The organism is Rhodococcus sp. SGAir0479, assembly GCF_005484805.1.
Taxonomy (GTDB): domain Bacteria; phylum Actinomycetota; class Actinomycetes; order Mycobacteriales; family Mycobacteriaceae; genus Prescottella.
Window position 1 is genome coordinate 2,138,050 of sequence record NZ_CP039432.1, and the last position, 12,315, is coordinate 2,150,364.

Sequence of the window (12,315 nt, forward strand, 5' to 3'; positions counted from 1 at the left end):
AGAACTCCGTTTCTTCCGTTCGTCCGCCGACCGAGTTAGCTGACGGGTTCGGGCTGGGAAGATCAGCCCTACCCGCCGACACCGCGTGTGCGGCTTCGACGGGATTCACCCCATTGAAAACTTGGGTTCCCGGCACGGCGTCCCCGAGGAGACACCGATTAGGCGGTCCCAGCGATGCCACTCCGGGTGGGGCGGCAAGACTCCGCTAGGTCTCGAGAAGATTACGAAACCGCATCCACGGTGTCGACCCGGACGCGCGGAAATCGCCGCTTTCGCCCGAAACGTCCGGACTTACCGCCGCCTCGGTACCCGGAAGATCACGGCGCGATAACACCCGGTCCGTTCCGGTGCCGTCCGACGGACGGCACCCCTCGTCCGCACACCCCGATACCGACCGATCACCACCCACGTCGGCACAGGTCACGGGCGATTCGTGAGTCGCGCCGGCGCCGACGCGAGCCCCCCGCCGAAAGGGCCCGCACCGCACCGGAACCGGGCCGCCACGCACTCCCCGCCGGGGGCGCCACGGGGACCGCCACGACCTACCGAACGACCGACTGTGATGCTCGTCTCTTTCATCCGAATCGGTGTCTGCGGGCGGTGTCGGTGGGTATCTCTACTGTCTCCGGTCGTGAGCTCGCCCCACCCCGCCCGCGCCGGTGCCCTCGACGGTCAGATGGCCTTCGACGAACTGGATGCGCCGCTGCGCGACGTCACCTTCGTCGTCGTCGATCTCGAAACGACCGGCGGCAGCGCCGAATCCGACTCCATCACCGAGATCGGTGCGGTCAAGGTCCGGGGCGGGCAAATTCTCGGGGAACTGGGCACCCTCGTCGATCCGGGGCGGGCCATCCCGCCGTACATCGTCGAGATCACCGGCATCACGACCGCGATGGTGCGCGGCGCTCCGCGGATCGAGGCGGTACTGCCGGGATTCCTCGAGTTCGCTCGCGGCGCCGTCCTGGTGGCCCACAACGCCGGCTTCGACGTCGGCTTCCTCAAGGCCGCCGCCGCCCGGGCGGCGATCCCCTGGCCCCGCTTCCAGGTGTTGTGCACGGTCAAGCTCGCCCGTCGGGTGCTCAGTCGCGACGAGGCGCCGTCGGTGAAGCTGTCGGTTCTCGCGGCGCTCCTCGGCGCCGACACCACCCCCACGCACCGCGCGCTCGACGACGCGCGGGCCACCGTCGACGTTCTGCACGCGCTGATCGGCCGGGTCGGCAACCAGGGTGTGCAGAGCCTGCCCGAACTACTCGACTACATCCCCGCCGTGTCGGCCGAGCAACGCGCGAAACGAGCTCTCGCGAGCGATCTTCCACGCTCGCCCGGGGTCTATCTCTTCCGCGGACCGTCGGACGAGGTCCTCTACGTCGGCACCGCCGTCGATCTGCGGCGGCGGGTGCGGACGTACTTCACCGGATCCGAGACACGCGGACGGATGAAGGAGATGGTCGCGCTCGCCACCCGGATCGATCACGTCGAGTGCGCGCACGCGCTCGAGGCCGGCGTCCGCGAGCTCCGGCTGATCAGCGCGCACGTGCCGCCGTACAACCGGCGCTCGAAGTACCCGATGCGGGGCTGGTGGGTCGTGCTCACCACCGAGACGTTCCCGCGACTGTCCGTGGTCCGCACCCCCACCGACGCCGCCCTGGGCCCGTTTCGCACCCGAACCGACGCCGCCGACGCGGCGCTGACGATCGCGGAGTTCTGCGGGCTGCGCACCTGCACCACCCGAATCGGCAAGGGCGGACGGCACGGGCCCAAGTGCCCGCCCCGCGAAATCGGCGGGTGCCCTGCCGTCGCCGATGACGAGGAGGGCTACCGGGCGGCACCCGAACTCGCGCGGGCGCTGCTGCGCGGCGAGGACGACACCCCGCTGCACCGCATGCGCACCCGGGTCGAGGAACTCGCGGCCGGGGAACTGTTCGAGAGTGCCGCGCGCCTACGGGATCGCACGGCCGCCCTCGGGCTCGTGCTGCGCCGGATGCAGCGGCTCGGGGCCATCGCCGCGGTGGACGAGCTGATCGCCGCGCGTCCCGCCGCGGAGGGCGGCTGGGAGTTCGCGGTGATCCGCTCGGGCCGGCTCGCGTCCGCCGGTGTCGCGCGGCGGGGTGTCGCGCCCATGCCGGTCGTCGAAGCGCTCGTCGCGGCGGCCGAGACCGTGCTCCCGGACCCGACACCGCTGCGCGGGGCCTCGCCGGAGGAGCTCACCGTGGTCGCGCGGTGGCTCGACGGGGACGGCGTGCGGATCGTACGAACCAGCAGCGGTTGGTGCGAACCGGTCCGCGGCGCGGGGGCCTGGGAGAGCTGGTGCACGCTCGCCCGGGCCGCGCGGCCGCCCTCGGTGCCGACAGCGTTGCCGCCATCCGCGCGGACCGCGCAAACGCCTACTGTGTTGGTCGAACGTCAGCACACCGCTGCACGCGGGCACACCGAAGGAGCGACATGATCAACGCCATCGTCCTGATCCACGCCGAGGCGGACCGGATCCCGGAGACCGCGCAGGCGGTGGCCGACCTGGACGGCGTGTCCGAGGTCTACTCGTGCGCGGGCGACATCGACCTCATCGCGATCGTGAAGGTGCGCGACCACGCGCAGATCGCCGAGGTCGTCACCGAACGGATCAACAAGGTGCACGGCGTCATCAAGACCGCGACCCACATCGCGTTCCAGTCGTACTCGAGCGTGGACATCGAGGCCGCCTTCTCGCTCGGCGAGTAGGCGGCCTCGTACGCCTAGCGGTGGGCGGCGCCCAACTCCGTCGTGAGGACCGCCCACCGCTCCAGCACGGTCGACGCGGCCCCCGAGTCGATTGCTCGGGCCGCCTTCTCGAGGCCGGCCGCCAGCGATTCCTCGAGGCTCTCCCCGATCCCCGCGAAGGCCGCCAGCGCACCCGCGGCATTGAGCAGCACCGCGTCCCGAACGGGTCCCTCGTCGCCGGCGAAGACGCCCCGCGCCACCGCCGCATTGGCTTCGGCGTCGCCACCGCGCAGCGCATCCAGCGGCACGCGCGCGATCCCCAGGTCCGTGGGGTCGAGCTTCCGGGTCCGCACCGCGCCGCCCGACACCACGTGCACCACGGACGTCGTCGACGTCGTGAGCTCGTCCAGCCCGTCGTCGCCACGCACGACGAGCGCTGAGTTGCCGCGCTCTGCGAGCACCCCGGCGACCACCTCGATGAGGTCCTCGAACGCACAGCCGATGAGCCCGGCGCGCGGACGGGCCGGGTTCGTGAGCGGCCCCAGCACATTGAAGACGGTCGGAATGCCGATCTCCTTGCGGGGCGCACCCGCGAACCGGAGGGCCGGATGGAAGACCGGCGCGAAGCAGAATCCGATTCCCACCTCCTCGACACAGCGGGCGACGTCCTCGGCGCCGAGGTTGATGTGCACACCCAACGCCTCGAGGACGTCGGCGCCACCGCTCTTGGACGAGGCGGCCCGGTTGCCGTGTTTGACCACACGCACGCCCGACGCGGCCACGACGACCGAGGCCATCGTGGAGATGTTCACGGTGTTCGAACGGTCACCACCTGTTCCGACGACGTCGACGACGTCCGGGGAGACCGGCACGCTGCGGGCGTGGCCGAGCATCGCGTCCGCGAGACCGCGCAGTTCGGGCGGCGTCGCGCCCTTCATCTTCAGCGCTATGCCGAACGCGGCAATCTGCGCAGAGGTCGCGTTGTCGGACATGATCTCGTCCATCGCCCACGAGGCGTCGTCCGCGGTGAGGTCTCTGCCGTCGGTGAGAGCGCCCAGGATCGCCGGCCAGGTCCGGTCGGCCGCGCCCGCCACTCGATCCACTGCCTGCGCTGCCGACTGCCGCACCATCACGACCCCTTCTGCTGTTCGCCCACCGGATGTCCGGCGGAGCCTTGTCGCACCGCAGCTTAGTGGTCGCCCCGGTCACACCGCGGCGGGCGGTTGGAGTCCTTCCCAACCGAGCACGGTGCCGCCGTGCCGCTGCGCGAGCCCGGCCATCCGGGACCGTTCCTGGGAGCAGTGGAGGGCGTCGAGCACCTGGACACGCTCGAGCCGCAGCAGCAGCATCCCGTCGTCGGCCGGTTCGGGATCGGCCGTGGGCGTGTACCCGTCCTGCGCGGCGATCGCGACGGCCGGCTCGATCGCGTCCTCGGGCAGCAGCAGGTGGTGCCGGAGGACGGCCTCGGCGTCGGGGAGCCAGGCCGGGGTGCCCGTGGCGCCCCGTTCGAGCACCGTCGAGCACCCCTCGACGTCGTCGAACCCCGACACCACGACGACCAGGTCCGGTCGGGTGCGATCGAGGGGCGCGGGCGACCTCTTGGGCAGAATTCTGTCCATCCAACGAGCGACGTTCCGCCTGAGTTCCATGTGCCTACTTTGTCATGTCCCCCGACCCCCGCGGGGACCGCCGGTGCACCCCCTCTGACGTGCGCCGACGCGCCGACACAGGACCCGGGTGGCTTTCCTTTACGACGAAGCGTCATACTTCTCAGCGTGACGAGCGCAGTAGGGACTTCAGGATCGGCAATCACCCAGCGCGTGCACTCGCTGAACCGGCCAAACATGGTCAGCGTCGGCACCATCGTGTGGTTGTCAAGCGAGCTCATGTTCTTCGCAGGGCTCTTCGCCATGTACTTCGTTGCACGTGCACAGGCGAATGGGAACTGGCCACCGGAGCCGACGGAGCTGAACCTCACGTTGGCAGTGCCGGTCACGCTGGTGCTGATCGCGTCTTCCTTCACCTGCCAGATGGGTGTCTTCGCAGCGGAGAAGGGCGACGTCTTCGGCCTCCGGCGGTGGTACCTGCTGACTCTGGCCATGGGCACGTTCTTCGTGCTCGGCCAGGGCTACGAGTACTACCACCTGGTGCACGAGGGCACGACGATCTCGAGCAGCGTGTACGGATCGGTGTTCTACATGACCACCGGCTTCCACGGACTGCACGTCATCGGCGGTCTGATCGCGTTCGTCTTCTTGATCGTCCGCACCAAGCTCAGCAAGTTCACGCCTGCTCAGGCCACTGCGGCGATCGTCGTTTCGTACTACTGGCACTTCGTCGACATTGTGTGGATCGGCCTGTTCGCCACGATTTATTTCATCCGTTAGCCAGCTGAACGACCAGGCAGCCCCCTGACGCTTCAGTCGTCCCGACATACCAAAGGGATACAGATGAGTTCATCCCCCCCTCCCGCCTTCGAGGGTGACATGCCCGACCGCACCACAGCCGGATCCGCCGCGAAGGCGCGCCGCCAGCGCAAGCTGCGTCGGCGCGTCACCGGCGCCCTGATCCTCATGCTGGGTCTCGTGAGCGCCGGATTCCTCGCCTCCGCACTGACGCCTGCACCGCAGGTCGCCACCGCGAGCGACGATTCCGCTGCGCTGATCCGCGAGGGTAAGCAGCTCTACGACACCTCCTGCATCACGTGCCACGGCGCGAACCTGCAGGGTGTCCAGGACCGCGGCCCCAGCCTGATCGGTGTCGGCGAGGCAGCCGTGTACTTCCAGGTGTCGTCCGGTCGTATGCCGGCCGCCCGCAACGAGGCGCAGGCCGAGCGCAAGCCCGCCAAGTTCGACGCCCGTCAGACCGACGCCATCGGCGCTTACGTGCAGTCCCAGGGTGGTGGCCCCACCCTGGTCCGCGACGACAACGGCGAGATCGCCCAGTCGTCGCTGCGTGGTGGCGACGTCGCGCGCGGCAGCGAACTGTTCCGCATGAACTGCGCGTCGTGCCACAACTTCACCGGACGCGGCGGTGCGCTGTCCTCCGGGAAGTACGCCCCCGTTCTGGACCCGGCCAGCGAGCAGCAGATCTACGCCGCCATGGTCACGGGCCCCCAGAACATGCCCAAGTTCTCCGATCGTCAGCTGACGCTCGAGGAGAAGAAGGACATCATCGCCTACGTCAAGCAGTCGAGCGAGGCCAAGAACCCCGGTGGTTACGGCCTCGGCGGCATCGGACCGGGATCCGAGGGTCTCGCGATGTGGGTCATCGGCATCGTCGCTGTCGTCGGCGCTGCACTGTGGATCGGAGCAAGGTCATGAGCGACGCCGGTAGCGGCGGCACGCCGAAGAAGTACACCGACGACGAACTCGACCGGATGAGCCAGGACGAACTCGTCCAGCTCGGTACGAACCTCGACGGCGTCGATGTGGCGTTCGAACGCGATCGCTGGGCGGTCAAGGGCACCAAGGCCGAGAAGCGCGCCGAGCGCGGCGTCGCCTTCTGGTTCGTCCTGGCCGGTCTCTCGGCCATCGCCTTCATCGCCATCTTCCTGTTCTGGCCGTGGGAGTGGGCCGGCGAGGGCGAGGACACGTACTGGGCGTACAACCTGTACACCCCGCTCATCGGTCTCACCATGGGTGTGGCGATCCTCGGGGTCGGCGTCGGCGCGGTGAAGTTCACCAAGAAGTTCATCCCCGAAGAGCTGTCGATCCAGGACCGCCACGACGGTGGTTCGGCCGAGGTCGACAAGCGGACCCTCGGCGCCCAGCTGAGCTCCACCCTGGACAAGTCGTCCATCGGTCGTCGCAAGATGATCAAGCGCAGCCTGCTCTTCGGTGGCGGCGCGGTCGGCATCATGGCGGTCATGCCCCTCGGCGGCATGATCAAGAACCCGTGGGCCAAGCGTGACGAGTCCCCGCTGTGGGTGTCCGGCTGGACCCCGCGCTACGCGGGCGAGACGATCTACCTGCGCCGCGACACCGGTCGCCCCCACGACATCGTGCTGGTGCGTCCGGAGGACCTCGACGCCGGCGGCATGGAGACGGTCTTCCCGTTCCGCGAGTCCGAGCGTGGCAACGACGAGGAGCTGTTCAAGGCGCTGCGCGGTATCCGCAACGCCGTCATGCTCATCCGTCTGCGCACCGAGGACGCGCAGAAGGCGGTCAAGCGCAAGGGCCAGGAGAGCTTCAACTACGGCGACTACGTCGCCTACTCGAAGATCTGTACCCACCTCGGCTGCCCCACCTCGCTGTACGAGCAGCAGACCAACCGAATCCTGTGCCCCTGCCACCAGTCGCAGTTCGACGCGCTGCAGTACGGCAAGCCGATTTTCGGTCCCGCCGCTCGTGCTCTTCCGCAGCTGCCTATTACTGTGAATGAAGAGGGCTACCTCGTCGCCAACGGTGACTTCATCGAAGCCCTCGGCCCGGCATTTTGGGAGCGTCGACCGTGAGTACAACTACCCAGACCCGGATGGCGGAGCGCGCCGAAGCCGTAGACTCCCGCTACCATCTCGCGGCTGGCATGAAGCGGCAGATCAACAAGGTCTTCCCGACCCACTGGTCGTTCATGCTCGGCGAGATCGCGCTCTACAGCTTCATCATCCTGCTGATCTCGGGCGTCTACCTGACGCTGTTCTTCGACCCGTCGCTGGCCGAGGTCACGTACAACGGCGCCTACGAGCCGCTGCGCGGCGTCGAGATGTCCCGTGCGTACGCGACCACCCTCGACATCTCGTTCGAGGTCCGCGGCGGTCTGTTCGTCCGCCAGATCCACCACTGGGCCGCGCTGATGTTCGCCGCGTCGATCATCGTGCACCTGCTGCGCATCTTCTTCACGGGCGCGTTCCGTCGCCCGCGTGAGGCGAACTGGGTCATCGGCTCGCTGCTGCTGATCCTGGCGATGTTCGAAGGCTTCTTCGGCTACTCGCTGCCGGACGACCTGCTGTCCGGTACGGGTCTGCGCGCCGCGCTCTCCGGCATCACGCTCAGTGTGCCGATCGCCGGCACCTGGCTGCACTGGCTGATCTTCGGTGGCGACTTCCCCGGCACCCTGATCATCCCGCGTCTGTACGTCGCGCACGTGCTGCTGATCCCGGGCATCCTGCTGGCCCTCATCGCCGCGCACCTCGCGCTGGTGTGGTACCAGAAGCACACGCAGTTCCCCGGCCCCGGCCGCACCGAGCAGAACGTCGTCGGTGTCCGGATCCTCCCGGTGTTCGCGATGAAGGGTGGCGCGTTCTTCGCGTTCACGTTCGGCATCCTGGCGCTCATGGGCGGTCTGCTGCAGATCAACCCGATCTGGAACATCGGTCCGTACAACCCGTCGCAGGTGTCGGCCGGTTCGCAGCCCGACTTCTACATGATGTGGACCGACGGCATGGCCCGACTGTGGCCGGCGTGGGAGATCTACCTGTTCAACCGGTACACGATCCCCGCCGTGTTCGCCGTCGCGCTGATCATGGGCATCGTGTTCGCGATCCTGATCGCCTACCCGTGGATCGAGAAGAAGTTCACCAAGGACGACGCTCACCACAACCTGCTGCAGCGTCCGCGTGACGTCCCGGTCCGTACCGGCATCGGCGCGATGGCCATCGCGTTCTACCTGGTGCTGACGATCTCGTGCATCAACGACATCATCGCCTACCACCTGGACATCTCGCTCAACGCGATGACCTGGATCGGCCGTATCGGCATGGTGCTGCTGCCCCCGATCGCCTACTACGTCACCTACCGGTTCTGCCTGGGCCTCCAGCGCAGCGACCGCGCGGTGCTCGAGCACGGCATCGAGACCGGCATCATCAAGCGTCTGCCGCACGGTGAGTACGTCGAGATCCACCAGCCGCTCGGCCCGGTGGACGAGCACGGTCACCCGATCCCGCTCGAGTACCAGGGTGCTGCGATCCCGAAGAAGATGAACAAGCTGGGCTCCGCCGGCAAGCCGGGTTCGGGCAGCCTGCTCTCCCCGGATCCGGTCGAGCAGAGCCACGCTCTCGAGTCGGCCGATCACGCGGCCGAGCACGAGCAGCTGCGCATCCTCACCGAGTACCAGGACCGCAGCCGCGGCAACGGCTCCGGAAACGGCGAAGTGCACTAGATCGCCCGATCCGACGAAAGGCCCCGAACCGATACGGTTCGGGGCCTTTCCCGTTGTACCGGTGCCGGGCGCCCACTCCCCCACCGGCGAAACCCTCCCCCACCCCCTTCAGACGTCCTGATGTCGCGGACGACACCGCTACCGATGGGGGAAAACCGATGGCGACCAGCTTCGTCGACGAACGCTACGCGCCGGTTCGCGCTGAGGTCACGGAGTTCGACCTGCCCGTGCAGGGCACGATCCCCGATTGGCTGGACGGCCGCTACGTGCGAAACGGCCCCAATCCGATCGCGGACGTGCGTCCCGACGAATACAACTGGTTCACCGGCGACGGCATGGTCCACGGCGTCCGGCTCGGTGGCGGCAGCGCGCTCTGGTATCGCAATCGTTGGGTCGACTCCGAAGTGACGGCGGCCACGCTGCACCGCACGGCGCCCCGGGAGAGCGGCAGGTCCCCGCTGCACGGTCCGTCCGCAAACACCAACGTCATCGGATTCGCCGGACGGACCCTGGCACTGGTCGAGGGTGGGGTGGCGTCTGCGGAACTGTCCTACGATCTCGACACCGTCGAGGTGTGTGATTTCGACGGCGCCGTCCGCGGTGGATACACCGCGCATCCTGTCCAGGACCCTGCGACCGGTGAATTACACGCCGTCTCCTACCATTTCGGGCGCGGCAACACCGTCCAGTACACCGTCGTCGGTCCGGACGGCCGACTGCGCCGGAAGGTCCCGATCCGCGTGGCCGGCAGCCCGATGATCCACGCCTTCTCACTCACCCGCGACTACGTGGTGATCTACGACCTGCCCGTCACGTTCGACGTGCGCAGCGCCGTCGCCGCGAACGTGACGCGGCCGCTGCGCCCACTCGCGGCCCTCGCGCTCGGCGCCGCCGTCGGGCGTGTGCGCGTTCCCCCGCCGCTGATGAATCGTCTCCCGCGCACCCGCGCCGGTTCCTTCCCCTACGCGTGGAACCCCGGCTACCCGGCCCGGGTGGGGTTGCTCCCCCGCCGCGGCGCTCCGGAACCGCGCTGGTCGGAGATCGAGCCCTGTTACGTCTTCCATCCCGTCAACGCGTACAGCACCGGGACCGGCGTCGTCGTCGACGTCGTCGTCCACGAACGGGTCTTCGACGGCGACCTGACCGGTCCGTCGGAGGGCCGACCACGATGGGAGCGGTGGCACGTCGAGCCCGGCGTGGCGGTCCGGCGAGAACGCCTCGCCGACGATCACGTCGAGTTCCCGCGAATCGACGAGCGGTTCACGAGCGGTGTGCACAGCGACGCCTGGATGGTCTCCGGAACCGCCGCCGGCGAACATCGGCTCCTGCGCACCCGCCGCGACCGCGGGGTAGAGGTGATGCGGGACTTCGGCCCGCGGTCGGCCGTGGGCGAGTTCGTCTTCCACAGCGAGTCCCGCGACAGCGCCGAGGGCGACGGGATCGTCATGGGCCTGGTGTCGGACCTGGCGGGCCCCACGACCGAACTTCGTATTCTCGACGCACAGACACTCGAGGACCGGGCAGCCGTCGCGCTGCCCCAGCGGGTGCCGGCCGGCTTCCACGGCAACTGGATTCCCGACAGCGTCGTTCGAGCCTGAGCCGGAAGCTCGGAATGTCACATGAGCAATCGGACCCCGAAAACGCCGTAGGCGCCGAACCCCAGCGGGGTCCGGCGCCTACGGCGTTGCTGTGGAGTACGTGTCAGTGCTTCTCCGGGCCGAGGTGATACTCGAAGACCAGACCGGCGGCCGCGGCCAGCACGAGTGCCACCGCCACGACGATCATCCACGGCTGGAAGAACGCCAGCGACAGTGCGGCGATCGCGGCAGCGCCGGCCAGCAGGATGGGCCAGAAGCTACCCGGGCTGAAGAAGCCCAGATCGCCGGAGCCGTCGGAGATCTCCGCCTCCTCGTAGTCCTCGGGGCGGGTGTCGAGACGACGCGCCACGAAACGGAAGTACGTTCCGACGATGAGGCTCAGGCCCGCCGACAGGACGATCGCGGTGAGGCCGGCCCATTCGATTCCGGTACGCGACATCGAGGTGAAGACACCGTAGACGATCGCGACGAGAATGAAGAACACCGTCAGGATCTCGAAGAGCTTGGCTTCGATCTTCATATCAGTTCTTGTCCTTGGTCAGGGGTGCTCGGGCGGTCAGTTACCGGTGGCCGATGCCTCGCGCACGGTGCGGTCGGTGTTGAACGGCGACGTCGAGGTCGCAGTCGGGGACTCACCGATCGACGCGAGTGCCTCAGCGGTGCCCAGGCCCTTGCCGCCCTCCTCGGCGGGCTTGCGAGCCTCGATGTACTGCTCGAACTTCTCCGGCGTCACAGCGCGGACCTCGAAGTTCATCATCGCGTGGAACGTGCCGCACATCTCGGCGCAACGGCCCACGAACGCGCCTTCCTTCTCGATCTCGCTGATCTGGAAGACGTTGTCGGAGTGGTTCTCCTTGGGGTTCGGGTTCACGTCACGCTTGAACAGGAACTCGGGGACCCAGAAGGAGTGGATGACGTCGGAGGACGCCAGCACGAACTCGATGCGCTTGCCGGTCGGGAGAACGAGGATCGGAACCTCGTTGCTCGTACCGACGGTCTCGATCTTGTCGTAGTGCAGGTAGGACAGGTCCTGCGGGTTCTTGCCGTGGATCGCGCCGATCTTTTCCTTGCCGTGCTCGTCGACACCCTCGGGCTTGGACGCGGCCAGCGCGGCCTCGGTGGCGGCCTGGTCGGTGCCCTCGTACTTGGCGGCGCCGTCACCCAGATCGATCGTGCGGTAACCGAACTTCCAGTTCCACTGGTACGCGGTGACGTCGACGACGACGTTCGGGTTGTCCTTCTTCTCCGTGACGTAGTTCTGGACGACCACGGTGAAGTAGAAGAGCACGGCGATGATCACGAACGGGACTGCCGTGTAGAAGAGCTCCAGCGGCACGTTGTAGGCCGTCTGGCGCGGGAACTCGGGCGAGTCCTTCTTCTTGCGGTGGAAGACGACCACCCAGAAGGTGAGGCCCCACACGATGACACCCATGACGAGGGCGGCGATGACCGACCACGTCCACAGTTCGCGCATACGTTCGGCCTGAGGGGTAACTCCCGATGGCCACCCGAAGCGAAGCACCGAATTGTCGATTGAACAACCCGACAGCAGCATGGCAGCTATGCCCAGAGATGCTGCCAGCCCGGCTCGCCGAAGGATCCGACCTTGCGCCACGTTCACGCCTTCCTGATCGCCGCAATTCCACTAGGGCACACCCGGAGGGAAGGCCCAATTACTACGCAGCGTAGACCAACCGCGCCGATACTCCACTGTCGGGTCGGCGCCCGTGTTGCAGTCGGGACCAATGTCCCGCGACGTTACGTGCGCTACCTGGGATTGAGCTGAGAGCCGCGTCTCCTCGCGGTCCCCGAGCGGGGGTCCCGCCCCGAAACTGCGGCATACTTCCGTGGGGGAATTCGGCGTGCTTCGGCACCGGCCGGCTCCCGACCGACAATCGACACCGAATCGAGGTACTGGACG

The 12,315-nt window shown here is 67.8% G+C and carries 11 protein-coding genes and 1 riboswitch; of the genes, 7 read left to right on the top strand and 4 right to left on the bottom strand.

The window, feature by feature from the left end:
* Positions 1–8: 8 nt before the first annotated feature.
* Positions 9–175, bottom strand: a riboswitch (cyclic di-AMP (ydaO/yuaA leader).
* 501 nt (positions 176–676) lie between these two features.
* A complete protein-coding gene (locus E7742_RS09985) occupies positions 677–2,446 on the top strand; it encodes a DEDD exonuclease domain-containing protein (protein WP_175420601.1) in 1,770 nt (589 codons plus the stop codon).
* Entirely contained in the window at positions 2,443–2,718 is a 276-nt protein-coding gene (locus tag E7742_RS09990; RefSeq protein ID WP_137798812.1) for an Lrp/AsnC family transcriptional regulator, read from the top strand. The genes E7742_RS09985 and E7742_RS09990 overlap by 4 nt, the downstream gene beginning before the upstream one ends.
* Before the next feature lie 14 nt (positions 2,719–2,732).
* Here the strand turns inward: E7742_RS09990 and trpD are convergent, their stop codons facing one another.
* Together trpD and E7742_RS10000 are read right to left on the bottom strand one after the other, a co-directional pair.
* Positions 2,733–3,827, bottom strand: coding sequence for an anthranilate phosphoribosyltransferase (gene trpD / locus E7742_RS09995; protein WP_137798813.1), 1,095 nt, complete (start codon positions 3,825–3,827; stop codon positions 2,733–2,735).
* Positions 3,828–3,902: 75 nt separating this feature from the next.
* Positions 3,903–4,346, bottom strand: a complete 444-nt coding sequence (locus E7742_RS10000) for a ribonuclease E inhibitor RraB (protein ID WP_137798814.1) — start codon at positions 4,344–4,346, stop codon at positions 3,903–3,905.
* A gap of 126 nt (positions 4,347–4,472) precedes the next feature.
* On the opposite strand from E7742_RS10000, the gene ctaE reads away from it, so the two are divergent.
* The 5 genes from ctaE to E7742_RS10025 all read left to right on the top strand — a co-directional run bounded on the left by ctaE (position 4,473) and on the right by E7742_RS10025 (position 10,394).
* Entirely contained in the window at positions 4,473–5,084 is a 612-nt protein-coding gene (ctaE, locus tag E7742_RS10005; protein WP_137798815.1) for an aa3-type cytochrome oxidase subunit III, read from the top strand.
* A gap of 63 nt (positions 5,085–5,147) precedes the next feature.
* Positions 5,148–6,020 (top strand): cytochrome bc1 complex diheme cytochrome c subunit, encoded by an 873-nt coding sequence (gene qcrC, locus E7742_RS10010; RefSeq protein WP_217497531.1) that lies wholly within the window; start codon positions 5,148–5,150, stop codon positions 6,018–6,020.
* On the top strand, positions 6,017–7,153 hold the full coding sequence (qcrA, locus tag E7742_RS10015) for a cytochrome bc1 complex Rieske iron-sulfur subunit (protein WP_137798816.1): 1,137 nt from the start codon (positions 6,017–6,019) through the stop codon (positions 7,151–7,153). Before qcrC ends, qcrA begins: the two co-directional genes overlap by 4 nt.
* A 20-nt stretch (positions 7,154–7,173) precedes the next feature.
* Positions 7,174–8,796 (top strand): cytochrome bc1 complex cytochrome b subunit, encoded by a 1,623-nt coding sequence (qcrB, locus tag E7742_RS10020; RefSeq protein WP_137801138.1) that lies wholly within the window; start codon positions 7,174–7,176, stop codon positions 8,794–8,796.
* Between the two features lie 158 nt (positions 8,797–8,954).
* Entirely contained in the window at positions 8,955–10,394 is a 1,440-nt protein-coding gene (locus E7742_RS10025; protein WP_137798817.1) for a carotenoid oxygenase family protein, read from the top strand.
* 103 nt (positions 10,395–10,497) lie between these two features.
* Here the strand turns inward: E7742_RS10025 and E7742_RS10030 are convergent, their stop codons facing one another.
* A complete protein-coding gene (locus E7742_RS10030) occupies positions 10,498–10,914 on the bottom strand; it encodes a cytochrome c oxidase subunit 4 (RefSeq protein WP_137798818.1) in 417 nt (138 codons plus the stop codon).
* A 36-nt stretch (positions 10,915–10,950) separates the two neighbouring features.
* Complete coding sequence (ctaC, locus tag E7742_RS10035) at positions 10,951–12,015, bottom strand: aa3-type cytochrome oxidase subunit II (RefSeq protein ID WP_137798819.1); 1,065 nt, start codon at positions 12,013–12,015, stop codon at positions 10,951–10,953.
* Between the last annotated feature and the right edge of the window lie 300 nt (positions 12,016–12,315).